This window comes from Dyella flagellata (assembly GCF_030160275.1).
GTDB lineage: Bacteria > Pseudomonadota > Gammaproteobacteria > Xanthomonadales > Rhodanobacteraceae > Dyella_B > Dyella_B flagellata.
The window spans coordinates 53264-78813 of record NZ_BSOA01000022.1 but is presented as its reverse complement, the minus strand read 5'-3'; the positions used below and the strand labels follow the sequence as shown (position 1 = coordinate 78813).

Below are 25550 nucleotides of genomic sequence, written 5' to 3'. Positions count from 1 at the left end.
ATAAAGACAACCCAGGCTGAAACTGCACTCGATTCATAGGCATGGCGGCGCCTCCACAGAGAGCGCCGCCAGGATCTCCCCTGTCTAAATCACCAGCTGAGACTCGACGCTAATCAGGTCCCCCGGAGGGGAGGGTGGGGACAAGTCAATCAACCGTACTGCCGGGCTTCGCGCACTTCCTGCGGATGTTTGTCACACAGCTTTTCGCGGTAGCGGCGCAGCTGTTCGACCAGCTTGTCGAACAGGACGTCGATGGATGCGTACATGTCCTTCCCGGTGGCCTCGGCGTGCAGCGATTTGCCCGGAACCTTGAGGGTGCCCTCGGCGCAGTGCTGCAGCTTGTCGACCGAGAGCACGACGTTCAGACCAACGATGCGTTCGTCGAGGCGGGTCAATCGATCGAGCTTGGCTTGAGCATGGTTGCGCAAGGCCGGGGTGACTTCGATCTTTTGGCCACTCAGTTGGAATTGCATGGTACGCCTCCTTCTTAGAGCTGGCCGCCAATGGCGGCGTTGATCGGCGCGCGGATCGAAAACTTCAAAACCTGAAGTCGATCGTTGCACCGTGAAGCTAGACCTTACTCTGCATATGGGATTGTTCCGCCAGGCTGCAAGTTCCCTTAGGTGGTGCCGGGGTGGGAATTTCAGCTGCTACGCTGTCGCTCGCTGGAGCTGGGGATACGCAGGATTTCCCGGTATTTCGCGACCGTACGGCGCGCGACCTGGATACCCTTGTTGTGCAACTCCTCGGCGAGCGCCTGATCGGAGAGCGGCTTGCGCGGATCTTCGTGGTCGACCAGCTTGCGCAGCATGGCCTGGATGGCCGTGGCAGACGCGCTACCGCCGTCTTCGGTGGACACGCCGCTGGAAAAGAAATACTTCAGCTCGTAGGTGCCACGCGGCGTGTGGATGTATTTGCGTGTGGTAACACGTGAAATTGTCGATTCATGCATACCCACCTCCTCGGCCACTTCGCGCAGCACCAGCGGCTGCATCGCTTCCGGACCGTAGTCCAGGAAAGCGCTTTGCCTTCGCACGATCGCTTCGGCGACCTTCAGGAGTGTTTCGGCACGTGACTCCAAACTTTTAATCAGCCAGCGTGCTTCCTGCAGCTGGCCGCGCATCCAGCTGGCATCCTCGCCGCGTGCCTGGGCAATCAGGCCGCAGTAGTGATGGTTCAGGCTGAGCTTGGGCTGGCTGTCCGGATTCATGAGCACGCGCCAGCGCGTACCTTCCTTGCGCGCATACACGTCGGGCGCCACGTATTCCACCGGCGTGGTATCCATCGCCGCGCCCGGACGTGGATCCAGGCTGCGGATGAGGATCGCCGCGCCGGCGGTTTCCTCTTCGGTGGCGTGCAGTCGGCGAGCCAGCTTGGCCATGTCGTTGCGCGCCAGCAGCTCCAGTTCGTGCTGGACGATGCGCAAGGCGAGCTCACGGTAGGGGGTGCTCGGATCGAACTGTTCGAGCTGTGCGCGCAGGCAGTCGGGAAGATCGATGCTGGCTACGCCGGCCGGATCGAACTGCTGCAAGCGGCGGCGCACGGCTTCGACTTCTTCGGCCGTAGCCTTCAAGTGAGGCGGCAGCGCGGCGAGTACCGCGTCGACGCCTTCGGCGAGGTAGCCATCAGTATTCAGCGCGTCGATCAGCACGGTGGCGATCGCCTTGGCGCGTGGATCCATCGGCGTGAGATTGAGCTGCCACAGCAGGTGTTCCTGCAGCGACTCAGCCGTAGCGCTCTGCGGCTCCATGCCTTCATCGTCGCGATTGCCCGAGCCGTTGCCGCTGCCGTTGCTGCTGGAAAAGTCGATCGGTTCGTCGGAGCTGATCTCCGGTTCCGTCCACTCCGGGGCTTCGTCGTTGGTGTCGCTGGCGCCGGATGCCGCGTCGCTGCCCACGGAGCCCAGCGATTCGAACTCGGTGTCGTATTCGCCGTCGGCCTGGGCCTCGTCCTGTTCCCCCGAAGCGTCCTCCTCGAATTCGAGCAGTGGATTGCTCTCGGCCAGCTGGCGCAGTTCGGCGGCCAGCTCCAGTTGCGACAACTGCAGCAGCCGGATGGCCTGTTGCAATTGCGGCGTGAGAGCCAGCTGTTGATTGAGACGGAACTGAAGCCCTGGTTTCATGCCTGCCAGAAGGGTTTAGCTGGCTTCATCCTAACCCTTCGACGGGAAGCCGGCCATAGTTGTCGTGGCGGGGATATGGGGGCAGCATGTACGGATGTGAAGTCGCGCAGATTGGGCTTGAGCGCCGGCCGAACTTGGAGTATTTAGCTTGTTTTTGGGTGCGCAGCTTGCCCTGCACTTTTTGCGCACGCCGCCGCCCGCATACTGTCTGGATGGCTTGCGGGCAGCCTGATGTACCGAGCCTTTACAAGCGGAATTCGCGTCCCAGGTACACTTCGCGCACCCGCTCATCCGCCAGGATGTGCGCGGGCGTGCCACGCGAAAGCACCTCGCCCTCGTTCATGATGTAAGCGCGATCGCAAATGCCCAAGGTCTCGCGTACGTTGTGATCGGTGATCAGCACGCCGATGCCGCGTTCCTTCAGGTGACGCACGATGCGCTGGATTTCACCCACCGAGATCGGGTCGACGCCGGCGAACGGTTCGTCCAGCAGCATGTAGCGCGGTTGCGCGGCGAGCGCGCGTGCGATTTCCACGCGGCGGCGTTCGCCGCCTGACAGGCTGATGCCTTTCTGGCCGGCGATGTGGGCGATTTTCAACTCGTCCAGCAGGCTTTCCAGCTCGCTGTCGCGCTTGCGTTGATCCAGACCTTCGCGTAGTTCCAGCACGGCCATGATGTTGTCCGCCACGCTGAGGCGGCGGAACACCGAAGCCTCCTGCGGCAGGTAGCCGATGCCGAGCTTGGCGCGCGAATGCATGGGCAGGCCGGTGATGTCCTGCTTGTCGAGCTTGATCGCTCCGGCATCCGCTTCGATCAAGCCCACGATCATGTAGAAGCAGGTGGTTTTGCCGGCGCCGTTGGGGCCAAGCAGGCCCACCACCTCGCCCTGGCGGATCGAGAACGCGAAGTCGCGCACTACTTGGCGCGCACGAAAACTTTTTTGCAGGCCTTCTGCGGAAAGCATGTAGCGGTTGTTCCTTAAGGGGTACTGGACGACGCCGCCGGCTTGGCGGGCGCGGGCGGATTGGCCGGTGCGGCGCCATGCTTCGGTGGCGGCAGCGGCTTCTGCTTGGGCAGGAAGGTCATGATGACCTGGCCGGTGCTGCCGCTCTCGCCCACCATGTAGCTGGTCTGCGTGTTGTAGGTGAGCTTGGCGCCATGGGCCTCGCCCTTGTTCTGCTGGTGCACGCTGGCATTGCCCGTGAGGACGGCGATGCCGTTGACGTTGTCGTAATGGAGCTGGTCGGCGTCGCCGGTCATCAGGTTGCCGTTGTCGTCGATCTGCTCGATGTGCGGACGCTTTTGCGGCGTGCCGGTCACGTCGAGGTGATCGACCGAGGTGTCTTCCTTCGCGGTATAGATTTTTGCGACCTCGCCGGTCAGCTTCAACGTGCCTTGCGTGATCAGCACCTTGCCGGTGAAGGTGCTGATGCTGTTGGGCTGGTTGTAGCCGTCGAAACTGTCCGCGTGCACCACGTGGATCGGCTGGTTGCGGTCATCCTGCTTTGCCATTGCCGGTTGCAGTAGCAGCAATAGCCCGGCAGTCAGCAGGCTTAGCTGTGGTGTTCTGGCGCGGATACAGGATGCCGTGCACGTCATGGAGCAACTCCAGATGGTTATCGTTGAGGCTGGCACGCAGGCCGACGCCGTTCATTACGCTAGGTCCTTGCGTCATGGTGGCCGGGTCCGCGGTTTCCATGCGGTTCTCCTTCGGCCAGCCCCTGACATTCGAGGTGCATAATGTTGCCATGGGACCCTGCGCATAGGCAGGGCGATACATATACACCGCGCCGTCCAGCCGCATTTCCGTGCCGCCCCGGTTGACCCAGCCGTACGGTGCGTTGCCATGCCAGTTCGGCACGCCGGGTTTCTTCGAGGTGAGCTCGAACACGGGCGCATTGATGTAGAGCGACTCGTCGCCACCGCGGCGATCCATGCGCGGCGCGGTCATGCTGAAGCTGGGCAAGCCGTCGACGTCGTAGCTCCATACGGTGGAGTTGTAGAGCACGTAATCGGCAATCGGCGGGCCGATGAATTCGTTGCTCGGCGGCGCGCCCACCACCCAGCTGCGCAGCAGCCAGCTGGCCGGTGCGGCGATCGCGAGCAGCACGATCGTAACGGTAATGCGGTTATCGCGCAGGTATTGGCGCAGTTTCACCGCCAGTGCTCCTGTTCTGCCGTGCTCTTGCCTTGCGCGTGCAGCAGCAGGTCGCACACCTCGCGCACGGCGCCCATGCCGCCGCCCAGGCGCGTCTGCCAATGCGCGCGCTGCGCCACCCATGGGTGCGCGTTCGCGACGGCTATGGCGAGGCCGGCAAGGTTCATGGCCGGCAGATCGGGCAGGTCGTCGCCGACGAAGGCGGCTTGTTCGGGCGTAAGTTCCAGGGCTTCCAGCATCTGGCGCAGGCATTCGCGCTTGTCGGACTGGCCCTGGTACACGTGCGCGATGTTGAGTTCTTCCGCACGCAGGGCGACCGGGTGGCTGATGCGCGCGCTGACGATCGCTACCTGGATGCCATGTACCTGCAGGCGTTTCAGGCCGAGGCCGTCGTGCACGTGGAATACCTTGGTTTCATGGCCGCTTTCGCTGTACCACAGGCGGCCGTCGGTGAGCGTGCCATCCACGTCAAACGCGGCCAGGCGAATCTTGGCCGCGCGGGCGAGCACGTCGGCAGGCAGGTTGGAGAGATAGTCCATGCGGCAATCCGAAACTTTTTTAGACCACGCGTGCGCGCAGCAGATCGTGGATGTTGAGGGCGCCGACCACGCGTTGCGCATCGTCGACCACCAGCAGGGCGTGAATCTGGTACTTCTCCATCAGTTGCGCCGCCTCGATCGCCAGCTTGTCGGCACCGATTACCTTCGGCCCGCGCGTCATCAGGTCGCTGACATGCGCATTGCGCAGGTCCACGCCATCGTCGTCCAGCGCGCGACGCAAGTCGCCGTCGGTGAACACGCCCAGCAAACGCTGTTCGTGGTCGACCACGGCGGTCATGCCCAGATGCTTGCGGGTCATTTCCATCAGGGCTTCGGTGAGCGAGGCATCCGGAGCAACCATCGGGACGCCCGGACCGGTGTGCATCACATCGCTGATGTGCAGTAACAGGCGACGTCCCAGGCTGCCCGCCGGATGGGAACGCGCGAAGTCCTCGGAAGTGAATCCGCGCGCTTCCAGCAGCGCGATGGCGAGCGCATCGCCCATCACCAGCGCGGCGGTAGTGCTGGCGGTAGGGGCCAGGCCGAGCGGGCAGGCTTCGGCCGAGATGCCGGCATCCAGGTGCACGTCGGCCTGGCCGGCCAGGGAGGAGTCCGGATTGCCGGTGATGGCGATCAGCGGAATCCCCTGGCGCTTGATCACCGGCAGGATGAACAGGATTTCGTCCGTTTCGCCTGAATTGGACAGGGCCAGCACCACGTCTTGCGGCAGGATCATCCCCAGGTCGCCGTGGCTGGCCTCGCCCGGATGCACAAAAAACGCCGGCGTGCCGGTGGAGGCCAGGGTGGCGGCGATCTTGCGCCCCACGTGCCCGGATTTGCCCATGCCGGTAACCACCACGCGCCCCTTGCAGCCCAGGATCAGCCGGCAGGCGTCGACAAAAGTCTGGTCGACGCGCGGCTCCAGCGCCCGGATGGCGGCCGCTTCGGTGGCGATGACCGTGCGCGCGCTGCGTACGATGGCGGCGGCATCCATTCGGGTGGACTTGGGCTTGGCGATGGGTGAGTTCATGCGTCCTCGGCAGGGGGCTGGACAGGGCGGCGACACACTGTGTCGTTTCTGCGACAGCGGATTTCCATTAACATGGCATATTCGCATTCTATCTTGATGCCTGTCGCCCATGGTCTGCCCGGTACCCCTCGGCAGCCGGCGTTCAGCATCGTAAGTACTTGGGAAACCGATGGACGCAGCCAGCATCCAGGCAATGATTGAAACGGGCCTGCCCGGCGCAAAGGCAAGCGTGCAGGGCGACGACGGGGTGCACTTCGAGGCCGAAGTGGTGGCCGAGCAGTTCCAGGGCAAGCTGCCCTTGGCGCGGCATCGGCTTGTGTACGCCACCCTCGGCGACCTCATGGGGGGCGCCATCCACGCCCTCGCGCTCAAGACCCTGACGCCCGATGAAGCCGCTGCGCGCCGTTGACGCCATCGCCTCCGGCGTCACTTATTTCAAGGATTCCCCCATGGCAAAAATTCTGATCAGCGGCGGCGAGCCGCTACGCGGCGAAGTGGGCATTTCCGGCGCCAAGAACGCCGTACTGCCCATCCTCGCGTCGTGTCTGCTGGCCGACGAACCGGTCACGATCAGCAACGTCCCGCACCTGCATGACGTCACCACCACCATGGAACTGCTCGGCCAGATGGGCGTGCAGCTGGTGCTGGACGACCGCATGAAGATCCAGGTGGACCCGCGCTCCGCCGACCGCTATTTCGCGCCGTACGAGCTGGTGAAGACCATGCGCGCCTCGATCCTGGTGCTGGGGCCGCTGGTGGCTCGCTTCGGCCAGGCCGAAGTCTCGCTGCCCGGAGGTTGCCAGATCGGTTCGCGTCCGGTGGATCAGCACATTCGCGGCCTGCAGGCGCTGGGCGCGGAGATCGACGTCGAGAACGGCTACATCAAGGCTCGCGCCAAGCGCCTGAAGGGCGCGCGCATCGTGATGGACATGGTCACGGTGACCGGCACCGAGAACGTGATGATGGCTGCCGTGCTGGCTTCCGGCACCAGCGTCATCGAGAACGCGGCGCAGGAACCGGAAGTAGTGGATCTGGCCCATTGCCTCAATGCGCTCGGCGCGCAGATCGAGGGCGCCGGCACCTCCACCCTGGTGATCCATGGCGTGGAACGCCTGCATGGCGGTCACTACGAAGTGCTGCCCGATCGCATCGAAACCGGCACCTTCCTGGTCGGTGCGGCGATGACCGGCGGCAAGGTCCGCGCCCGCAACGCGCGCGCCAACACGCTGGACGCGGTGCTGGCGAAGCTGGAAGAGGCTGGCGCGCATATTTCAACCGGCCCGGACTGGATCGAGCTGGACATGCAGGGCCGCCGTCCGAAAGCGGTGAACATCACCACGGCGCCGTATCCGGCTTTTCCCACCGACATGCAGGCGCAGTTCACCGCGCTCAACTGCGTGGCCGATGGCGTCGGCATCATCACGGAAACCGTGTTCGAAAACCGCTTCATGCACGCGCATGAATTGCAGCGCCTGGGCGCGGACATTCGCCTGGAAGGCAATACCGCGATCATCCGCGGCGTCGACCGGATGAGCGGCGCGCCGATCATGGCGACCGACCTGCGTGCGTCGGCCTGCCTGGTGCTGGCTGGGCTGGTGGCGCAAGGCGATACCACGGTCGATCGGGTGTATCACATCGACCGCGGTTACGAGAACATCGAAGAGAAGCTCAGTACGTTGGGCGCGCGTATTCGCCGTTTGCCGACCTAAGCACCCATCTGGCGGCATAACCACATGACGGCCTCAGGCTAAGCCGTAGGCTGGGATGACAATCCCAGCTTCCCTCGCGGCCTTCTGGATGCTGGGATTGCCATCCCAGCCTACGCACTCCGGGAGTTTATGGCGAGCTGAAGCGCACCAGCTCCAAGGTCAAATTCCCCCCGTCGCTCTGCGCCATCTTCACCGGCATCGGATACTGCTTGGGCACGTACCAGGCGTCGAAATGCTTGTCCGAATCGGCGCGTGTCACCCGTTCGGCCTGAAAGCTGCCGGCGGGGACGTTGATGGTTTCCTTGCCCTGCACCTTGTACTGCTGCTGCTCTACGCGTTGCTTCACACCCACCGGCAACGTCACGCTTTGGCTGCCGTCGTGCAGAGCCAAGCCCAGCGCGTATGACATCGTATTGCGATCGACCAGGCCTGGCGCGGCGGTGTAGCTGTCCGCACCTTTGTTGTCTTCGACGCGTACCTGATTGCTATGCCAATCCACCTGCATCGTGCGCTGCCTGGTCTTCAACGCGACGACTTTGGACGTATACGTTTCGGTCTCCGGCGCATTGTTGTTCCAGCGAAAGCGCGTGATGTCGCTGGAATTGGCACCCAGCATCGCCGCCAGGCCGGAGGTGCCGTGAATCTGGTTGCTGTATTCGTATTCGCCGTTGCCGAGCGATTTGAGCGTAATGGTCGCTTCGCCCATCGCTTCGCCCTGGCGTGAAACCTTGTAGGTGGCGGTGAACGGCGTTGGCTGGGCGGCGAATGCGGCAGTGGAGACGGCCAGCGCAAGGCCGGCAATGAGGGAGCGAGTGAGATTGTGGGTGCGCATGACTCGGGAGTGTACGCGCGAATCCTGAACGCCCGATGGCAATCAGCGCAACAACTGGCCGTCCTGCCACCGCAATGGCTGGTCAAGCGCTTGCTGGTCGAAAACGATGCCATTCTCGCCCAGTGCCAGCCGCCCGGCGGCAATCAATGCGACGACCGCGGGCAGCAGTTGATGCTCCAGCGGCAGCAGTCGCTCGGCCAGTGTGCTCTCATCATCGCCGGCTTCGACCGGCATGCTGGCTTGCGCGATCACCGGGCCGCCGTCGAGTTCGGCCGTTACGTAATGGACGCTGGCGCCATGTTGGAGGTCACCGGCTTTCAGTGCGCGTCGGTGCGTGTGCAGGCCGCGATACTTGGGCAACAGGGAAGGGTGGATGTTGATCATCCGTCCAACCCAAGGCTTCAAGGCTTCACCGTCGATGATGCGCATGAAGCCGGCGAGCACGAGCAAATCGGGCTTGCTGGCGCCGATACGATCGAACAGCGCGAAATCGTAAGCGCGCCGATCGGCGTAGTCGCGCGGATCCAGCACCATGGTTGGAATACCCGCCATTTGTGCGAGCTGCAGCACCGGTGCCGCCGCCTTGTCGGTGGCTACCAGCACGAATTCCACCGGCAGCTCCCCACGTTCGCGCGCAGCCAGCAATGCAGCGAAGTTGCTGCCGCGGCCGGAGGCGAGGACTGCGATGCGCAGAGGGGTAGGCATGTCGGATGGCGAATTGGGAGGTATTGCTCAGGCCCGCTTGCGCGGGCATGAGGCTGAAAACAACGAATAGATTGAAGCTATCAGCCGATGTGTACGCGCTCGTCGCCTTGCGCCTGCACCACCTCGCCGATCACCCAGCTCTTGAGGCCATGCTTGGCGAGCAGGTCCGATGCGGCGTTAACCGCATCGCGCGGCAGCAACACGGTGAAGCCCACGCCGCAATTGAACGTGCGCCACATCTCTTCGCGCGCCACCTTGCCCTCGCGCATCAACCAGTCGAACACCGGCGGCAGCACGATGGCGGAAGCATCGATATGCAGCCCGAGGCCATCCGGTACCACGCGAATGATGTTTTCCTTCAAGCCACCGCCGGTGATGTGGGCCATCCCATGCACGGGGGCTGCTTGCAGGAGTGCGAGCATCGCCTTCACGTAAATCGTCGTCGGCGCCATCAGGGCGTCGGCCAGCTTTACGCCGCCAAGATCCAGTTCCAGCGGGTTGCCTGCGCGATCCACGATCTTGCGGATCAGCGAGTAGCCATTGGAATGCGGGCCGGATGATGCCACGCCGAGGATCACGTCGCCGGCAACGATGCCGTCGCCGCTCAGCAGTGCAGCTTTTTCCACCGCGCCGACAGTGAAGCCGGCCAGGTCGTACTCGCCCGGCGGATACATGTCGGGCATCTCGGCGGTCTCACCGCCGATCAATGCGCAGCCGGCCAGTTCGCAGCCCTTGGCGATGCCGCCGACCACGGCCACCGTGGTTTCCACGTCCAGCTTGCCGGTGGCGAAATAGTCCAGGAAGAACAAAGGCTCCGCGCCCTGCACCAGCACATCGTTCACGCACATGCCGACCAGGTCGATGCCGATGGTGTCATGCCGGTTCAGCTGCTGCGCCAGCTTGAGCTTGGTGCCCACGCCATCGGTGCCCGAAACCAGCACCGGCTCCTTGTAGCGCGTGCCCAGATTGAACAGGCCGCCGAAACCGCCCAGCCCGCCCATCACTTCGGGACGAAAAGTGCGCTTCACCAGCGGCTTGATGCGTTCGACCACGGCATTGCCGGCATCGATATCCACGCCTGCAGCGCGGTAGGTAAGGGCGTCGGACATGGCCAACCTGACGAAAGAAGAAACGTCCAATGATAGACGTTAGGAGCAGGATTGGGCAGACTTTTGCCCGATCCCCGACCCTGAACACGGCCCCCTGCCATGCGCCTGCCACGTTTGCCGATAGCCCTGCTGCTGTTTGGTCTCGTCCTGGGGTTTGCCCCGGTGACGCCAGCGCAGACCAATTCGCCCTATAGCGTCGTGGTGCCGGTTCCGGACACCAGCGCGGCGCAGCGTAGCCAGGCGTTTCAGTCGGCGCTCGGGCAGGTGCTGGTGCGCGTCTCGGGGGGCCAGGACCTGAGCAGCAAGGCCGGCTATGCCGAAGCCATGCAGAATGCCGCGGGTATTGTGAAGCAGTTCCAATACCAGGCCGATGGCGGCAACCCGCCGACTTTTACGCTGAATGTCAGCTTCGACCAGGGAGCGGTGCAACGCCTGGTTACCCAGCTCGGTGCCACCGCGGCTGGCGTCAAGCCGCCACTGCTGTTGGTCGTGAAGGCCGGCGATGGTCACCTGCTTGGCAAGGACGACCTGGCTGCGCTCACCGTCGAGATCAACAAGCGAGGCTATCAGGTCAGCTACGCCGATCCGTCGCAGCTGCCGGACCTGGACAAGCTGAGCAGTGCCGACCCCGCCGCCCTGTCCGGGACCAGCCGGCTGTATCACACCGGCCTGGTGCTGATCGGCGACCTGCATGCGGACGGTGCCGACTGGACCCTGGTCAGCGGCGGCCAGCCGCAGCATTGGAGCGCACAGGGCAACGACCAGAACGGTTTATTCGCCGATGCCGGCAAGAGTGCTGCCGACCGGTTGGGCCAGGCGCTCAACGTAATCGCCACTGGGGACGTGAGCGGCAAGCTGTGGGTATCGGGACTGCATTCGGCCATGGATTACGCCAACCTGCTTGCCACCCTGCGTGCCGATCCTTCGGTGCGTAGCGTCTACACCGAGGGTGCCCAGGATGACGGCGTGCTGTTGTCGGTGAAGGCGGGCATGCCGCTGGCCAGCCTGGTGACCAATCTGGCGGCAGGCGGCCGGGTCATGGAAGGCAGCTCGCACGATGGCGCGGATGCCAGCCTGCGCTGGCTCCATTGAGCAGCGGTCGCTGCGATGCCACTAGCGTCGCAATCGCCCTGGCGGCATCTGCCCAATGCCATCTCCATGCTGCGCGTGCTGCTGGTGGCGCCGATCTGCTGGCTGCTTTGGTATGAACAGTGGTCGCGCGCGCTGCTCTTGGTAGCAGTGGCTGGCGCATCGGACGGGCTGGATGGATTTCTGGCGCGGCACTACGGCTGGCAAAGCCGGCTTGGCGGCATGCTCGATGCGATCGCGGACAAACTGCTGCTGGTCGCCTGCTTCGTGATCCTGGCGTGGCGGCAGCAGGTGCCGCTGTGGCTGGCGGCGATCGTATGCGGGCGCGACCTGGTCATCGCCCTGGGGGCGTTGGGCTGGCGCGTGCTGATCGGCCCGATCGAGCCCAGGCCCAGTCTGTTGTCGAAGGCCTGCACGCTGGCGCAGATCATCTATTTGCTGGCGGTGTTGCTGGCGCTTTCGTACTGGCCAGTGCTGCGCTCATCGTCGCTCACCTGGCTGGTGGCGGTGCTGTGCGTGGCCAGTGGCCTGCATTACCTGCTGTACTGGTCGCGGCGCGCCTGGCAGGTCCGGCATGCCAACACCCTGTCTCCTCCGGGGAGCGGGTTGGGGTGAGAGGGGAGCTTCAAGTAAGACTGCAAGGCTTTGAACAGCTCTCCACATCAGCCACACTTGACCGGTGTTCGCCTCCCTGACGAGCTAAAGCGTGTCCATAAGCCAAGAGACGTCCCGCCGCTGGCAGATGCTAGCCATCATCATCACCATCGGCTTGCTGGTGTGGCTCCTCGCGCCGGTGCTGATGCCGTTCGCGGTGGCTGCCATGCTGGCCTACCTCAGCGATCCGCTGGCCGATCGGCTGGAGCGGCTCGGCATGGGGCGCTCCCTGGCGGTGGGCATCGTGTTCGTGGTGCTGATCCTGGTGATCGCGGCGGCCTTGCTGTTGCTGGTGCCGCTGATCGCACGGCAGGTCGAGAACCTGGTGCAGAACTTTCCGCATTACGTGGAATGGGCCAAGGATCGAGCCCTGCCGTGGTTGCAGGCCAAGCTGCATCTGGATCCCCAGGCGTTCGACACCGATCGCCTGGTCGACCAGTTCAAGCAGCACCTTGGTTCCATCGGCACCGTGCTGGGCACCATTTCCCGCTCCGGCGTCGGCGTAGTCGCGTGGCTGACCAACCTGGTGTTGATTCCGGTGGTGTGGTTCTACTTGCTGCGCGATTGGGACCGCCTCGTGGCGTGGATCGACCGTATGCTGCCGCGCTCCGTCGAGCCCACCGTTGCGCACTTGGCGCGCGAATCGGATGTCGTGCTCGGCGCCTTCGTGCGCGGGCAATTGCTGGTGATGCTGGGGCTGGCGATCTACTACGGCGTGGCCTTGACCCTGGTGGGAATTTCAGTGGGCCCGCTGATCGGCATGGTGGCGGGCTTGCTCAGTTTTGTGCCGTATCTGGGCTTCATCACCGGCTTTGTCGCGGCCATCATCGCCTCGCTGGTGCAGCATGGCGACTGGACGCACCTGCTGATGGTGGTGGGCGTGTTCGTGATCGGGCAGTTGCTTGAGGGCTACGTGTTGGTGCCGCGGTTGGTGGGCGAGAAGATCGGCCTGCATCCCGTCGCGGTGATCTTTGCCGTGCTGGCCGGTGGCTACCTGTTCGGCTTTCTTGGTGTGCTGCTCGCCTTGCCGGCGGCGTCGGTGATACTGGTGTTGCTGCGCTACCTCGCGGAGCGCTATCGACATAGCGATCTGTACACTGAAAAAGGCGAGCCTGACAGCGCCCTTGCCGAAGTCGAGGTGGTCGTGGAACAAGGCCGCGACGCTGTCCCGGCAGTGCCGGTCGCCGATCATCGCGACAAGCCATGACTGTGCAACTTCCCTTGGGATTGCGCTGGCCTCGCCGCCAGCGCTTTGAACACTTTTACGCCGGTGCCAACGCTGCGGCGTTGGCCGCCGTGCAGGGGCTTGCCGCGCAGCCCGGCGCGCCCTGGTTGTACTTGAGCGGAGCAACCGGCAGCGGCAAGAGTCACCTGCTCATGGCCGCCTGCCAGGCCGCGCATGAAGCCGGGCGAACGGTGCAGTATTTGCCGTTGCGGAATCTGCGCGAGCACTTCATGGCGATTCGCGGCGTCGCGGGCAGCCAGTTCATAGCGCTCGACGATCTGGACGCGCTGGCAGGGGAGCGCGAAGCCGAGCATGCGTTGTTCGATCTCTACAATCGCGCCCGCGCCGAAGGCACGTCGCTCATCTTCACCGCACAGGCTACCCCGACACAGCTTCCGCTCACGCTGCCGGATCTGCGCTCCCGCTTGGGTGCTTGCACGCAGTTCGCCTTGAAACCCCTGGACGATGGCGAACGCCGCGAAGTGCTCAAGCAACAAGCCGCGCTGCGTGGCATCGAGCTGGACGATGTAGTGCTCGATTGGCTGTTCGCGCGTTATGCGCGCGATCTGGGTGCGCTGCTGGATCTGCTCGATCGCCTCGATCAGGCGTCACTGGCGGCGCAGCGGCGAGTTACCGTACCTTTTCTGCGGACGTTCTTGCGCGAGGCAACTCAGCCACCGCCTTGAACTTGCCACGGCGAACAGCGGCAGAGGAGTCAAGGAGATGAGCGCGGATGTTTCGGAAACGAGCCCGGTTCGAATGCTTACGGGCGAGTGTTTGTGCGGCGATGTCCGTTATCGCGTCGAGGATCGTTTCCTCTACGCGTTGAACTGCCATTGCTCACAATGCCGGAAGGCTACCGGGTCGGCGTTCAAGCCATTTGCCGGAATCGAGCGGGACAAGCTCAACGTGGTGAAAGGCCAGGAAGCCTTGTCGATGTTCGGCGACGAGCAGGGGCATGACACACATTGCAGGCGATGCGGGTCGTTGCTGTATTCGGTGGTCCGCGATGGGCAGTACGTGCATGTCACGCTGGGCACGCTGGTCGATGAGCCCTCGATACGGCCGACTGCGCACATCTATGTAGGCTCCAAGGCAGCGTGGTACACCATTACCGACGATTTGCCGCAGCACCAGGAATTGGGCTGACCGCCCGAATCGTTCAAGCAGGTACTTCATCAAGGAGCAAGCCATGATTGACCATACCGGCATATCCGTTAGCGATTTCGAAAAGAGCAAGGCGTTCTACACCCAGGCGCTATCGGCGATCGGCTACGCGCTGTTGATGGAGTTTCCCGCTGAGGTCACCGGCCATGTCGACGTGGCGGGGTTTGGCGAACCGCTCAAACCCGATTTCTGGATCAGCAAGGGGGCGCCCAATCATCCGCCGATACATGTGGCATTTCGCGTAAGCAGCCGTGCCATGGTCGATGCGTTCCATCGGGCAGCCCTTGCGGCGGGCGGTACTGACAATGGCGCGCCTGGCATTCGCCCGCATTATCACGAGCATTATTACGGAGCTTTCGTGCTCGATCCGGATGGGCACAACGTCGAAGCAGTGTGCCACGTGCCCGAGTAGGTTGAGGGACCGATCAGGCTCTCAACAACGACGGCGTCGCTTGCGCGCCGATCGCTTCCACCATCGCCTTCACCACGTGGTGATTGCCTGCGATGATGTTGCCGCTCTCCGGAATGCCATCGCGTCCGGCAAAATCGCAGTACTGGCCACCCGCTTCGCGGACCAGCAGCGCACCGGCCGCCATGTCCCACGGCTTCAGGCCGATTTCAAAGAACCCGTCGTAGCGGCTGGCGGCGGTATAGGCCAGGTCCAGGGCGGCAGAGCCGGAGCGACGAATGTCTTCGGCTTGGCTCAGCAGGGAACGCGTCATCGCCAGCTGCGAGTCCAGATGCGCGCGCTCGCGGTAGGGGAAACCGGTGGCGATCATCGCGCCGGCCAGGTTTTCGCGCTTGCCGACGCGAATGCGGCGGTCATTGAGATAGGCGCCGTCTCCTTTGCTGGCGGTGAACAGTTCGTCGCGCAGCGGATCGAACACCACCGCATAGACCGGCTCGCCCTTGTCCAGCAACGCAATGGAGACGCTGAAATGAGGGATGCCACGCAGATAGTTGTGCGTGCCATCCAGCGGGTCGATCACCCACACCTGCTGGCTCTTGCCCACCGCGCCGCTTTCCTCGGCGAGGATGGCATGGCCGGGATAGGCGCGGCGCAGTTCCTTGACGATTTCCGCCTCGGCCAGCCGGTCGACCTCGGACGCGAAGTCCATGCGCTGCTTTTCAACGACATGGAGGCCGTCGATGCGGTTCATGTAACGCAGGATCACGTTACCGGCGGAGCGCGCGGCACGTACCGCGACGTTGACGGCGGGTCTGGTCATGGCTGTGGCTTGGCAAAAGAGCGGGTTGGCGACCGACTATCGTAGCAGAGCGAGAGGGTGCGGGCGAGCGACCAGCAGGCGGCAAGCGGATGCCACCCCCCTGTAGACCCTCTCCTCCACTATCCTTGCCACCCCGAAATACCCGGTCTTCCCCGCATGAGCGTCATTCCCGATCTTCCCAGCCGCTGCCGCTTCGTCCTGGTGCGTACCTCCCACCCGGGCAACATCGGCAGCGCGGCGCGGGCGATGCGCACGATGGGCTTTACCCGCATGGACCTGGTCTCGCCGCACCGATTTCCGGACCGGGAGGCATCGGCCATGGCGGCGGGGGCCGATGACGTGCTGGAAGGAGCCGGCGTGCATGCCGGGCTGGTGGAAGCGTTGGCCGGGACCAGCTTCGCCTTGGGGCTGTCCGCACGGCGGCGCGGGGTGAACCTGCCGGAACTCACGCCACGCGAAGCGGCCGCGCAGGCGCTGGCCGCCGCGGAGCGGGGCGGGCAGGTGGCGCTGGTGTTCGGCAATGAGCGAACCGGTCTGGAGAACGAAGAACTGGCGCGCTGCCACGCGATGGTGCGTATTCCCAGCGTGGACGATTTCAGTTCGCTCAACCTCGCGCAGGCGGTGCAGGTGATGGCCTACGAACTACGCCTGGCGGCGCTGGGGGAGAAGCTGCCCGCGCCGCCGCCACTGCATGACGAACCGCCAGCGGATGCGGCGCAGATGGAACGCTTCTTCGAGCATCTGGCGCAGACCCTGGACGACATCGATTTCCACAAGGGACGCGCGTCGACCATGATCATGCTGCGGCTACGCAAGCTGTTCTTGCGCGCGCAGATGGATGAGCGCGAGCTGCGCATGCTGCATGGGATATTGGCGGACGCGCAGCGGATGGCCGGGCTGGCCAGAAAAGGGTAGTGAGTAGGCTGGGATGACAATCCCAGCTTTCCATGCAGCATCCCGAAGCTGGGATTGTCATCCCAGCCTACGTTCCTACTGCTCGTCGTCCGCCAACTCGATCGGTGGCGCCGGCGTCACCAGCAGCTTGTCGATGCGCGCGCCATCCAGGTCCACGACTTCGAAACGAATGCCGCGCCAGGCGAACACCTCGCCGGTCTGCGGAATATGCCCCAGCGCCGCCATCACCATCCCGGCCACGGTGCGGAAATCGTGTTCGTCTTCGCCCGGCAATTGGTCCAGGTGCAGCAGTTCGCGCAGGTCATCGGTGGAGAGCGCGCCGTCGATCAGCCAGCTGCCGTCTTCGCGTTGCACGATGGGTGAGTGTTCCTCGCCGCTGCCATGACCCAGTTGGCTGGCGCCGACCACGGCCGCGAGCAGATCGTTGAGCGTGACTACGCCCTCGATGTCGCCGTATTCGTCCACGACCAGCGCCATCGGCGTTTCGGCGTCGCGGAACTCCTCCAGCAAATCGAGCGCACGGGCCGTGCCGGGCACGTACAACGGCTTGGCGAGGGTACGAAACAGCTCCAGCTTGCCCATGCTGATGCCGCTGAGCAGGCTCTTCACCTCCATCACGCCAACAATGTCGCTTTCGTCGCCGCGATAGACCGGGTAGCGTGAATAGGAGGTTTGCCGCAGTACCTGCAGGTTTTCATCCAGTGGCGCGTTCACGTCGAGCCAGGCGATGCGCATGCGCGGCGTCATTACGCTGTCCACCGTACGGTCGCCCAGGCGCAGCACGCGGTTGACCATCGCTTGTTCGTCGGCGTCGAGCACGCCTTGTTCGGTGCTTTCGGCGACCAGCAGCCGGATCTCTTCTTCGGTGGCAGCACTGTCGCCGCGGTCTTTCACGCGCAACAGCTTCAACAGAATGCTGCTGGCGCGGTTGAGCAGCCACACGAAGGGTGCGGTGGCGCGCGACAGCACCAGCATCGGCACGGCGACGATGCTCGATACCTTCTCCGGCGCGGACAGCGCCAAGCGCTTGGGTACCAGTTCGCCCACGACGATCTGGATAAAGGAGATCACCACGAAGCCGAGCACGATCCCGACGATGCGGGTATAGGGCGCCAGCCAGGCCAGGCTGCCATCGTGCAGCATGTTGCCGATCTGCGTGCCAAAGGCATCGCCGGCCTCGGCACCGGTGACCAGCATCACCAGGGTGATGCCCACCTGCACGGTGGACAGAAAATGCTCCGGCGCCTCGGCATGGCGCAAGGCGACTCGGGCACGGCGGCTCGTACGGGCCATCTGCTTGAGCCGGCTTTTGCGCGAGGCCACCAGCGCCATCTCCGACAGCGCAAAGAAACCGTTGCAAAGGGCGAGGAGGAGGACGAGCGCGATTGTGGTCAGCATCGCGACAGGGCATCAGGGGCGGGCATGTCACTCAGTGTAAGGCACGCCGCCGAGGCTCGGGAGAGGGTCGGCCAGCCCGGGTGGTGCGGTGCGGCAGGGTGGTCCTGTAATATTCGCGAAATATTTGCCCTTGCCTGGCCAGATTGCCCATGTTTTCACTTCAGACGATTTTCGGTAAAGGCGACAAGTTCTACGGCCTGCTGGAGCAGAGCGCCGAAGCCGCCCGCGAAAGCGCCAAGGCGCTGCATGAACTGGTCAGCCTGCCGGACCATACGCCGGTCATGGCCGCGTTCGCCGCCGCCCGCAAGCGCGAGAAGGCGCTGGCCACGCAAATCAGCGAAGAGCTGGTGAACACCTTCGTTACCGCGTTGGATCGCGAAGACATCGAAGCGCTCAACAGCGCGCTCTACAAAATTCCCAAAAGCGTGGAAAAGTTCGCCGAGCGCTATGCGATCGTCAGCAGCCGCCTGCAAGACGTGGATTTCAGCCAGCGCACCCTGGTGCTGACCCGTTCCACCGACGTGGTGGTGGAGCTGATCGGTGAATTGCGCCGTGGCCTGCGCATCGACCCGGTGAAGAAGCTGCAGGACCGCATGCAGACGCTGGAATCGGAAGGCGACCGCATGCTGCTCGCGCCGTATCGCACGCTGTACCTGGAAAGCAACGACGCCATGCGCGCGATGCTGGCCAAGGATCTGTTCGAGCTGATCGAGAAGGCCATCGATCGCTGCCGCGACGTGGGCAACATCGTCTATTCCATCGTGTTGAAGAACTCCTGAGGAGTACCCCTTGCACGCTTTATTTCATGCATGGCGCGCACTCCATGGAGCGCGCGCATGAGTATTGGCCTGGTCTTCGCCGTCGTACTGATCGCGCTCATCTTCACTTACATCAACGGCTTTCACGATACCGCCAACTCGATCGCCACCGTCGTCGCCACCAAGGTGCTTTCACCGGGCCAGGCGGTGCTGCTGGCGGCAGCCACCAACATGGTCGGCGCCATGTGGGGCACCGCGGTGGCGGCCACGATTGCGGCCGGCATCGTCAATACCGGGGTGGTGAACGCCGGGCCGGAGCTTTTGATCTGCGCACTGCTGGCGGCGATCGTTTGGAACCTGCTCACCTGGTGGCTGGGACTGCCGTCCAGCTCCAGTCATGCGCTGGTGGGGGCGTTGATCGGCGCGGCGATCGCCGAGGCGGGTGGCAACTTCAAGGCCGTGATCTGGGCACAGGGCGGCACGCACTGGTGGGAAGGCAAGGGCGTGTTGCCGAAGGTGGTGATGCCGATGGTGGTGTCGCCGGTCATGGGCTTTGTCCTCGGCTTTGCGTTGATGGGCATCCTTTACGCGTTGCTGGCCTGGTTCGCTTCGCGCAGGGGTTTCCTGCGGCATCTGGGCCGCACCCCGTTCGTGAACAGCCTGTTCGGCAAGGTGCAGATCCTGTCGGCCAGTGCGATGGGCCTGGCCCATGGCATGAACGATGCGCAGAAGAGCATGGGCATCATCGCGCTGGCCCTGGCCAGCGGCACTGCTGCCGGCCGCTTCGATCACCTGCCTGAGTGGCTGTCGTTCCTGCGTATCCACGCATCCACCGCGGGCGGCTTTGCCGTACCGCACTGGGTGGCAGCGCTGTGCGCGCTGACCATGGCCGGCGGTACTGCCGGCGGCGGCTGGCGCATCATCAAGACGCTCGGCCACAAAATGGTGAAACTGCACCCCATCAACGGTTTTGCGGCCGAGGGCAGCTCCGCGCTGGTGATCCTGGGCGCCTCGGCGCTCGGCCTGCCGGTCTCCACCACCCACGTGGTGTCGTCTTCGATCATGGGCGTGGGTTCGGCCAAGCGCTTCAACGCGATCCGCTGGTCGGTGGTGGAGCGCATGGTATGGGCGTGGATACTCACCCTGCCGGTGACGGCGCTGATTGCCTACGGGCTTGTTTATCTCGCGCGGCAGTTTCTCTGAGCGCGTAGGCTGGGATGACAATCCCAGCTTTCCATGCGACATGCCGGTGCTGGGATTGTCATCCCAGCCTACGCATAGCGGACGTTCAAAAGGCGTCGCCACCCTCGACGATCGCCTGCTCCAGCTGATCGCCCAGGCTGCCCAGTTCCTGAATCAGCCGATACAGTTCCTGCTGCGTGACCAGTTCGTAGGGGCGGTTTTCGCACAAATGCAAATAAGGCGAGCCATCGAGGTCGGCCACGGCGAGGTAACCCACGCGCTGCTCCCAGTTGAAGCGCAGGCAGCGCCTGGGATCGGAGCCGGAGAGCGGGCCGATCGGCGTGGAAATGCGCAGGTAGCGGCGCCCGCTTTCGTCCTCCAGCTCGGCCAGATAAATGCCTTGGTGGCGGCCGTGGGGCAGGGTGAGATCGAAGCTGATCACATAAGGATCGTTTCGCCTCAACAGATACTGGCTGCCAACCAGTGAACGCACGGCTTCGAAATGGTGCATACGGCTTTCCGAATCGGAGGCGGACCGCCGATACTCTGCCACGACGTTGGTGAAGGTGCACGCTGTCATGAAAGAGGAACACTTGCGGGTTTTCGAAGCCATCGCCGCGATTCCGCCCGGACGCGTCGCCAGCTATGGCGCTATCGCAGCGCGGGCCGGGCTGCCGGGGCGTGCGCGCTTGGTCGGGCGACTGCTCGGCGAGGTGCCCGATGGCATGACCTTGCCGTGGTTCCGTGTGCTGCGCTCCAGCGGCCAGATCGCCATGCCGCCGGGCAGCCGCGGCTTTCGCGAGCAGTGCCGTTTGCTGCGGGCTGAGGGCGTGGAGGTGAAGAACGGCCGCGTGCCGCTGTCGCGCTTTGGGCTAGACGCGGATGTGGATCGGCAATTGTGGGGATTGCCCTGATCCCTGGCTCCGCTAGCGCCCTAGGGAGGGCTGCAATGCAAGGCAAAGACTTACGCGTTGCATGGCTCGAATGCTGCCCGCGAAGCAAATAAGCTTGACCACCTGCCCCCATCAGCCCTTTCCCGCCAGGGAGAGGAAAAAACCAGAAGCATGCCCGCCACGCCCCTAGAAGTCCTCCAAAGCGTCTTCGGCTACGCCCAGTTTCGCGGCCATCAGCAAGCCATCGTCGAGCACGTCGGTGAAGGCGGCGATGCGCTGGTGCTGATGCCGACCGGTGGCGGCAAATCGCTGTGCTACCAGATTCCCGCGCTGTTGCGCCAAGGCACGGGCATCGTGGTGTCGCCGCTGATCGCGCTGATGCACGACCAGGTGGACGCCTTGCGCGAAGCAGGCGTGGCAGCGGCCTATTTGAATTCCAGCCTGGACGCGCAAGAGCAGCGTGAGGTGGAGCGCAGGCTGTCGGCGAGTGAGCTGGATCTGTTGTACGTGGCGCCCGAGCGGCTGCTTACCACGCGTTTCCTTGAGCTGCTCGATCGCACCGAGGTGGCGCTGTTCGCGATCGACGAAGCGCATTGCGTATCGCAATGGGGGCACGACTTCCGCCCCGAGTACCGCGAACTCACCGTCCTGCACCGGCGTTATCCGCAAGTGCCGCGCATCGCGCTCACGGCCACCGCCGATCCGCGCACGCGCGAGGAAATCGTCGAGCGCCTGGTGCTGCAGGATGCGCGCCAGTTCATGTCCAGCTTCGATCGGCCGAACATTCGTTACGCCGTCACACAGCGACACAACCCGCGCAGTCAATTGTTGAGCTTTCTCGATGGCCATCGCGGCGATGCCGGCATCGTGTATTGCTTAAGTCGCCGCAAAGTGGACGACACCGCTGCATGGCTTGCCGAAGCGGGTATCGAGGCGCTGCCGTATCACGCCGGGCTCGATGCGCCGACGCGCATGGCGAACCAGCAACGTTTCCTGCGCGAAGACGGCGTCGTGATGGTGGCGACGGTGGCCTTTGGCATGGGGATCGACAAGCCGGATGTGCGTTTCGTCGCGCACCTGGACCTGCCGCGCAGCATGGAAGGCTACTACCAGGAAACCGGTCGTGCCGGGCGCGATGGCTTACCCGCGGAAGCGTGGATGATCTACGGCCTGTCCGACGTGGTCACCATGAGCCAGATGATCGCGCAGTCCGAATCGGGCGACGAACGCAAGCGCATCGAACGATCCAAGCTCGATTCGCTGCTTGGCTACGCCGAAGCCATGCAGTGTCGCCGCGAACTGCTGCTGGCCGCGTTCGGCGAAACTTACCCTGGCCCTTGCGGCAACTGCGACAACTGCCTGAGTCCGCCCACCACCTGGGATGCCACCGTTCCTGCGCAGAAAGCGCTGTCGGCGGTGTATCGCAGCGGCCAACGCTTCGGAGCCGGCCATGTGATCGACGTCTTGCGCGGTATCGACAGCGAACGCATGAACCAGCTTGGGCATGAGCGGCTGAGCACGTTCGGCATCGGCGCCGACATGGATGAAAAACAGTGGCGCTCGGTGTTTCGCCAATTGCTTGCCGCGGGTTTACTGACCACCGACGCAGAAGGCTTTGGCACCTTGCGTCTTACCGCGGCCAGTCGCGATGTGCTGGTTGGTAATCAGTCCGTTCCCATGCGCGAGGAAACGCGACCCGCGCGGCGTGCGTCGCGCCGTCGCGACAGTCAGCTCGTTACTGGCGCAAGCCTGGGCATCGAAGCGTATGAACAGCCGATGTGGGAGGCGTTGCGCGCCTTGCGTTCGAAGCTGGCGCGGCAGCATGGCGTGCCGGCTTATGTGATCTTCCATGACGCAACCTTGCTGGCGATGCTGCGTGCCATGCCGGAGGACGAGCACGAACTCGCTGCGATCAGCGGCGTGGGCGAGGCCAAGCTCAAGCGCTACGGGCGTGATTTTCTGGAAGTCATCAACGCCAAGGAGTGACCGATCATCCGTGATCAGTCACGTCACGGCTTGGCCGACCCCAAACGCGTCGCGAGCGGCGCACGCGCGGCTGCGAAGGATCGATGCCAACAACCCGGATGCCATTGGTGGCGCGCGCCAGCCGTGCGTAAGGCAGGCTGGCGGCTTCGGCGACATAGCGCCATTCGCTCAGTGCCTGCGGCAAGCGCGCCTGCGGCCATGCCTCACGCAGCGCATCCAGCGCCGCCTCGGGGGAATCATGCCGGGCTACTTCCTGTGCCTCGACCAGTGAACGCCAGCGGTGGCCGTGCTTGGCGATGCGGAACAAGCCACGGCTGGAGGGGAAAACGTACTGCGAAACCATCGGGATATGCTCTCAATCCGATGGTGAAAGCATCGCCTACGTGGATGACGCCAACATTATTCCTATGAGTCATTACGATGGCGAAGCGTGATGGCTTCGTTACTAATGTGTGCCATTCGTTAGGAATTTGTAGGCTGGGATGGCAATCCCAGCACCATGGCGGCCTCCAGATGCTGGGATTGTCATCCCAGCCTACGCCCCCGATCAGCCGGCATGGCAAGCGACGCCAGGCGCGCTCGCGATGCTTTCGCCCGGCGCCAGCGGCGCCAGTATGCCGTCGTGCATGCCCTTGGTCCACCACTGCCAGCCGTCGCCGGTATAGCGGGCGCCACTGCCGGAGATAGCGATGTGCAGCGTGTGGTTTACGCCGGTGAGCTTGATCACGGCGGTGTTTGAGTCCGGGTAAGTGGCCTGCACCCGCTGTCCATCGCTACACGCATAATCCATCCACGCATAGCTGCTAGCGGATGGCGTTGATGCACACGCCGAGAGCATCAGCGTCAAAGCTGTGGCTGCGCTGCAGCACTTGAGCATGCTCGGCCCTCCTGGTGAGTCGGCCGAGCATAAAGCCATCCGCTCAATGCAGGGCCGACTGCGCCAATTTCCTGATTTCGCCGGGATCGGTGACGCCGACCAGCCGCCCGGTTTCCTTGTTGCCGTCGAAGCTGATCAGCGTGCTTTGCTGGACGATGCCAAGCTCACGCTTTTCCGCGCTCTGGTTGTCGTAGTCCAGGCGCAGGATCAGTAGCTTGTCAAAGGCCGGGTCTTTGGCCAGGGCGTCAATGGTGGGAGCCTGTTTGCGACAAATGGGGCACCAGCTCGCGTAGGCATCCACCAGCACCGGTCTGCCGGCCGCCTGCGCGGCCTTCAGCGCCGCCGTGGTGAAGGGTTGAATGGGCTGGGCCAGCAGTGGCGGGATGGATATCAGGCCAAGCACCAGGGCGATGAAGAGCTTGCGAAGCACGGACATGGGCAGATCCTTCTTGTTGCGGGTGGCACAGCTCTATTCGTTGCGAAACGCATCCGGTTACAGGTAACCCGCCGGGCTTGTTCAGCGAAAGCCAGATAGATGCTTCCTAAGGAGTTGAACATGTCCCTGTGCAAGGCCGCGTATTACGTCTGTCCCGGAGCCTATTCATGAGCGGCAGTCTTAGCCCCCTCGTCGCCTACGCAGCCGGCGCGCTGACCATTCTGTCGCCCTGCGTGCTGCCGCTGGTGCCCATCGTGCTTGGCAGCGCGGCGCAGCGTCATCGCTGGGGGCCGCTTGCGTTGGCGCTGGGGCTGGTGGCGTCGTTTACGCTTACCGGTTTCATTCTTGCGACGATCGGCGCTTCTGCCGGCTTGAACCCGGAGACGATACGTTTATGGAGCGCAGTACTGCTGCTGGTTGTCGGCATCGTGCTGGTCGTTCCGCGGTTGCAGGCATCGTTCGAGCACGCGGCCGGGCCGCTGGCCAACTGGGCGGGCGAGCGCCAGGCGCGGCTCGAACGCTTCGGCCTGGCAGGGCAAGCGGGAATCGGCGTGCTGCTCGGGCTGGTGTGGAGCCCTTGCGTGGGACCTACGCTAGGCGCCGCGACCCTGCTTGCCGCACAAGGCAAAAATCTGGGACAGGTTGCCCTGGTGATGGCGGCGTTTGCGTTTGGCATCGCCACCGTTCTGCTGATCCTGGCGTTGTTCGCGCAAAGCCTGCTCGCGCGTTGGCGCGGCAGGCTGATGGAAGCGGGCAGCAGGGGCAGGCGAGTGCTAGGCGTGTTGATCGTGCTGGTCGGCCTGTTGATCATCACCGGTACCGATCGTCACCTCGAAGCGGTGATCATCGGCGTATTGCCGGATTGGGTGACCAATCTCACGACGTCGCTGTAATCAACTGGCCAATCGCACTACGCGCTCGGCTATCAGTTCTGGCCGATAATACGGCCCGATTCCGCGTCGATCTGTACCCGGACCTTTACGCCTGCGTCATTCCTGGCTTTGGCGGTCCAGACACCGTCGTCGTAATCGACATCATGCACGTGCGTATAGCCTTCCGAGGAGAGCATGGCGCGGACGTCCGTTTCGTTAAGTCGTGAAACCTGCTTGTTCGGATAAGCCTCGCCGGTAATCGGGTCCACGCGTAGCTTTACGTGTGAACCATCGCCACTGTGCGCGCGTGCTGTCCACACGCCATTCCTGAAATCCACATCGTGCACGTCCGTATAACCCTGCTGGTTCAGCTGCGTGACGATTTGCTGCTGCGTCAACGCATGCGGCTCATCTTGTGCCATGGCTGCGCCAGCACAACCCAGTGCCAAAGCTAGGGTCAACGAAACAATCTTCTTCACGGACGTATCCCCGCTACCAGTGATGAGCTGGAGTTTTGGTCTCAAGCAATCAATCGGTAGTGAAGAAAAGATTAGCGCGATGGAGAACGTTCATGCTTGGCAGCATGGGCGGTTCAGCACGCATGCTGCCAGACAAGCGCGAGCAGCGATTGGGTGCCCCAAAGCTGTTCGGGACACCCGATCATC

31 protein-coding genes are annotated in these 25550 nt (G+C 63.6%); 14 read left to right on the top strand and 17 right to left on the bottom strand.

Going from position 1 to position 25550, the window contains the following annotated elements:
• Positions 1-149 precede the first annotated feature (149 nt).
• The 7 genes from hpf to QQJ96_RS12495 all read right to left on the bottom strand — a co-directional run bounded on the left by hpf (position 150) and on the right by QQJ96_RS12495 (position 5849).
• Positions 150-473: a ribosome hibernation-promoting factor, HPF/YfiA family gene (gene hpf, locus QQJ96_RS12525; RefSeq protein WP_284332342.1), complete on the bottom strand. Its 324-nt coding sequence runs from the start codon at positions 471-473 to the stop codon at positions 150-152.
• A gap of 170 nt (positions 474-643) precedes the next feature.
• Positions 644-2122 carry an RNA polymerase factor sigma-54 gene (locus QQJ96_RS12520; RefSeq protein ID WP_284332341.1) on the bottom strand — a complete coding sequence of 493 codons (1479 nt, stop codon included), beginning with the start codon at positions 2120-2122 and terminating at the stop codon, positions 644-646.
• A gap of 244 nt (positions 2123-2366) precedes the next feature.
• Positions 2367-3086, bottom strand: a complete 720-nt coding sequence (gene lptB / locus QQJ96_RS12515; protein ID WP_284332340.1) for an LPS export ABC transporter ATP-binding protein — start codon at positions 3084-3086, stop codon at positions 2367-2369.
• 14 nt (positions 3087-3100) lie between these two features.
• Complete coding sequence (lptA, locus tag QQJ96_RS12510; RefSeq protein WP_284332339.1) at positions 3101-3634, bottom strand: lipopolysaccharide transport periplasmic protein LptA; 534 nt, start codon at positions 3632-3634, stop codon at positions 3101-3103.
• On the bottom strand, positions 3618-4280 hold the full coding sequence (gene lptC, locus QQJ96_RS12505) for an LPS export ABC transporter periplasmic protein LptC (protein WP_284332338.1): 663 nt from the start codon (positions 4278-4280) through the stop codon (positions 3618-3620). Before lptC ends, lptA begins: the two co-directional genes overlap by 17 nt.
• Positions 4277-4819, bottom strand: coding sequence for a KdsC family phosphatase (locus QQJ96_RS12500; protein ID WP_284332337.1), 543 nt, complete (start codon positions 4817-4819; stop codon positions 4277-4279). Before QQJ96_RS12500 ends, lptC begins: the two co-directional genes overlap by 4 nt.
• 19 nt (positions 4820-4838) lie before the next feature.
• Positions 4839-5849: a KpsF/GutQ family sugar-phosphate isomerase gene (locus QQJ96_RS12495; protein WP_284332336.1), complete on the bottom strand. Its 1011-nt coding sequence runs from the start codon at positions 5847-5849 to the stop codon at positions 4839-4841.
• Between the two features lie 169 nt (positions 5850-6018).
• On the opposite strand from QQJ96_RS12495, the gene QQJ96_RS12490 reads away from it, so the two are divergent.
• Together QQJ96_RS12490 and murA are read left to right on the top strand one after the other, a co-directional pair.
• Positions 6019-6258, top strand: coding sequence for a BolA family protein (locus tag QQJ96_RS12490; protein ID WP_284332335.1), 240 nt, complete (start codon positions 6019-6021; stop codon positions 6256-6258).
• 40 nt (positions 6259-6298) lie between these two features.
• On the top strand, positions 6299-7558 hold the full coding sequence (gene murA / locus QQJ96_RS12485; RefSeq protein WP_284332334.1) for a UDP-N-acetylglucosamine 1-carboxyvinyltransferase: 1260 nt from the start codon (positions 6299-6301) through the stop codon (positions 7556-7558).
• A gap of 127 nt (positions 7559-7685) precedes the next feature.
• Here the strand turns inward: murA and QQJ96_RS12480 are convergent, their stop codons facing one another.
• The 3 genes from QQJ96_RS12480 to purM form a co-directional block, all read right to left on the bottom strand.
• On the bottom strand, positions 7686-8390 hold the full coding sequence (locus tag QQJ96_RS12480; RefSeq protein WP_284332333.1) for a DUF3108 domain-containing protein: 705 nt from the start codon (positions 8388-8390) through the stop codon (positions 7686-7688).
• Positions 8391-8432: 42 nt separating this feature from the next.
• Positions 8433-9095: a phosphoribosylglycinamide formyltransferase gene (purN, locus tag QQJ96_RS12475; RefSeq protein ID WP_284332332.1), complete on the bottom strand. Its 663-nt coding sequence runs from the start codon at positions 9093-9095 to the stop codon at positions 8433-8435.
• Between the two features lie 80 nt (positions 9096-9175).
• Positions 9176-10204 (bottom strand): phosphoribosylformylglycinamidine cyclo-ligase, encoded by a 1029-nt coding sequence (gene purM / locus QQJ96_RS12470; RefSeq protein WP_284332331.1) that lies wholly within the window; start codon positions 10202-10204, stop codon positions 9176-9178.
• A gap of 99 nt (positions 10205-10303) precedes the next feature.
• Between purM and QQJ96_RS12465 the strand changes: the two genes are divergently transcribed.
• From QQJ96_RS12465 to QQJ96_RS12440, 6 genes are all read left to right on the top strand, one after another.
• Positions 10304-11296: a DUF2066 domain-containing protein gene (locus QQJ96_RS12465; RefSeq protein WP_284332330.1), complete on the top strand. Its 993-nt coding sequence runs from the start codon at positions 10304-10306 to the stop codon at positions 11294-11296.
• A 15-nt stretch (positions 11297-11311) separates the two neighbouring features.
• Positions 11312-11908 carry a CDP-alcohol phosphatidyltransferase family protein gene (locus QQJ96_RS12460; protein ID WP_284332329.1) on the top strand — a complete coding sequence of 199 codons (597 nt, stop codon included), beginning with the start codon at positions 11312-11314 and terminating at the stop codon, positions 11906-11908.
• Between the two features lie 91 nt (positions 11909-11999).
• Positions 12000-13154, top strand: coding sequence for an AI-2E family transporter (locus QQJ96_RS12455; RefSeq protein ID WP_284332328.1), 1155 nt, complete (start codon positions 12000-12002; stop codon positions 13152-13154).
• Positions 13151-13858, top strand: coding sequence for a DnaA regulatory inactivator Hda (gene hda / locus QQJ96_RS12450; RefSeq protein WP_284332327.1), 708 nt, complete (start codon positions 13151-13153; stop codon positions 13856-13858). Before QQJ96_RS12455 ends, hda begins: the two co-directional genes overlap by 4 nt.
• A 37-nt stretch (positions 13859-13895) precedes the next feature.
• Positions 13896-14321, top strand: a complete 426-nt coding sequence (locus tag QQJ96_RS12445; RefSeq protein ID WP_284332326.1) for a GFA family protein — start codon at positions 13896-13898, stop codon at positions 14319-14321.
• Positions 14322-14364: 43 nt separating this feature from the next.
• The gene (locus QQJ96_RS12440) at positions 14365-14751 is read left to right on the top strand and encodes a VOC family protein (protein ID WP_284332325.1); all 387 of its coding nucleotides are present in this window, start codon (positions 14365-14367) and stop codon (positions 14749-14751) included.
• A gap of 13 nt (positions 14752-14764) precedes the next feature.
• Here the strand turns inward: QQJ96_RS12440 and QQJ96_RS12435 are convergent, their stop codons facing one another.
• Entirely contained in the window at positions 14765-15568 is an 804-nt protein-coding gene (locus tag QQJ96_RS12435; RefSeq protein WP_284332324.1) for an inositol monophosphatase family protein, read from the bottom strand.
• Between the two features lie 156 nt (positions 15569-15724).
• On the opposite strand from QQJ96_RS12435, the gene QQJ96_RS12430 reads away from it, so the two are divergent.
• A complete protein-coding gene (locus QQJ96_RS12430) occupies positions 15725-16483 on the top strand; it encodes an RNA methyltransferase (RefSeq protein WP_284332323.1) in 759 nt (252 codons plus the stop codon).
• Between the two features lie 75 nt (positions 16484-16558).
• Here the strand turns inward: QQJ96_RS12430 and QQJ96_RS12425 are convergent, their stop codons facing one another.
• Positions 16559-17881 carry a hemolysin family protein gene (locus tag QQJ96_RS12425; RefSeq protein WP_284332322.1) on the bottom strand — a complete coding sequence of 441 codons (1323 nt, stop codon included), beginning with the start codon at positions 17879-17881 and terminating at the stop codon, positions 16559-16561.
• Between the two features lie 149 nt (positions 17882-18030).
• On the opposite strand from QQJ96_RS12425, the gene QQJ96_RS12420 reads away from it, so the two are divergent.
• Together QQJ96_RS12420 and QQJ96_RS12415 are read left to right on the top strand one after the other, a co-directional pair.
• Entirely contained in the window at positions 18031-18660 is a 630-nt protein-coding gene (locus tag QQJ96_RS12420) for a DUF47 domain-containing protein (protein WP_284332321.1), read from the top strand.
• 57 nt (positions 18661-18717) lie between these two features.
• On the top strand, positions 18718-19842 hold the full coding sequence (locus tag QQJ96_RS12415) for an inorganic phosphate transporter (RefSeq protein ID WP_284332320.1): 1125 nt from the start codon (positions 18718-18720) through the stop codon (positions 19840-19842).
• A gap of 85 nt (positions 19843-19927) precedes the next feature.
• Here QQJ96_RS12415 and QQJ96_RS12410 read toward each other — a convergent pair whose 3' ends face one another.
• Positions 19928-20332, bottom strand: coding sequence for a hypothetical protein (locus tag QQJ96_RS12410; RefSeq protein ID WP_284332319.1), 405 nt, complete (start codon positions 20330-20332; stop codon positions 19928-19930).
• A 67-nt stretch (positions 20333-20399) separates the two neighbouring features.
• Here QQJ96_RS12410 and QQJ96_RS12405 point away from each other — a divergent pair, with 67 nt between their 5' ends.
• A complete protein-coding gene (locus QQJ96_RS12405; protein WP_284332318.1) occupies positions 20400-20735 on the top strand; it encodes an MGMT family protein in 336 nt (111 codons plus the stop codon).
• Between the two features lie 150 nt (positions 20736-20885).
• On the top strand, positions 20886-22700 hold the full coding sequence (recQ, locus tag QQJ96_RS12400) for a DNA helicase RecQ (protein WP_284332317.1): 1815 nt from the start codon (positions 20886-20888) through the stop codon (positions 22698-22700).
• 4 nt (positions 22701-22704) lie between these two features.
• On the opposite strand, the gene QQJ96_RS12395 is transcribed toward recQ, so the two are convergent.
• The 3 genes from QQJ96_RS12395 to QQJ96_RS12385 form a co-directional block, all read right to left on the bottom strand.
• A complete protein-coding gene (locus QQJ96_RS12395) occupies positions 22705-23043 on the bottom strand; it encodes a hypothetical protein (RefSeq protein WP_284332316.1) in 339 nt (112 codons plus the stop codon).
• A gap of 204 nt (positions 23044-23247) precedes the next feature.
• Positions 23248-23490 carry an MliC family protein gene (locus QQJ96_RS12390; RefSeq protein ID WP_284332315.1) on the bottom strand — a complete coding sequence of 81 codons (243 nt, stop codon included), beginning with the start codon at positions 23488-23490 and terminating at the stop codon, positions 23248-23250.
• A 130-nt stretch (positions 23491-23620) separates the two neighbouring features.
• Positions 23621-24013, bottom strand: coding sequence for a thioredoxin family protein (locus QQJ96_RS12385; protein ID WP_284332314.1), 393 nt, complete (start codon positions 24011-24013; stop codon positions 23621-23623).
• 167 nt (positions 24014-24180) lie between these two features.
• On the opposite strand from QQJ96_RS12385, the gene QQJ96_RS12380 reads away from it, so the two are divergent.
• Positions 24181-24906, top strand: coding sequence for a cytochrome c biogenesis CcdA family protein (locus QQJ96_RS12380; protein WP_284332313.1), 726 nt, complete (start codon positions 24181-24183; stop codon positions 24904-24906).
• Positions 24907-24938: 32 nt separating this feature from the next.
• Here QQJ96_RS12380 and QQJ96_RS12375 read toward each other — a convergent pair whose 3' ends face one another.
• Positions 24939-25364: a PepSY domain-containing protein gene (locus QQJ96_RS12375; RefSeq protein ID WP_284332312.1), complete on the bottom strand. Its 426-nt coding sequence runs from the start codon at positions 25362-25364 to the stop codon at positions 24939-24941.
• Positions 25365-25550: the final 186 nt, after the last annotated feature.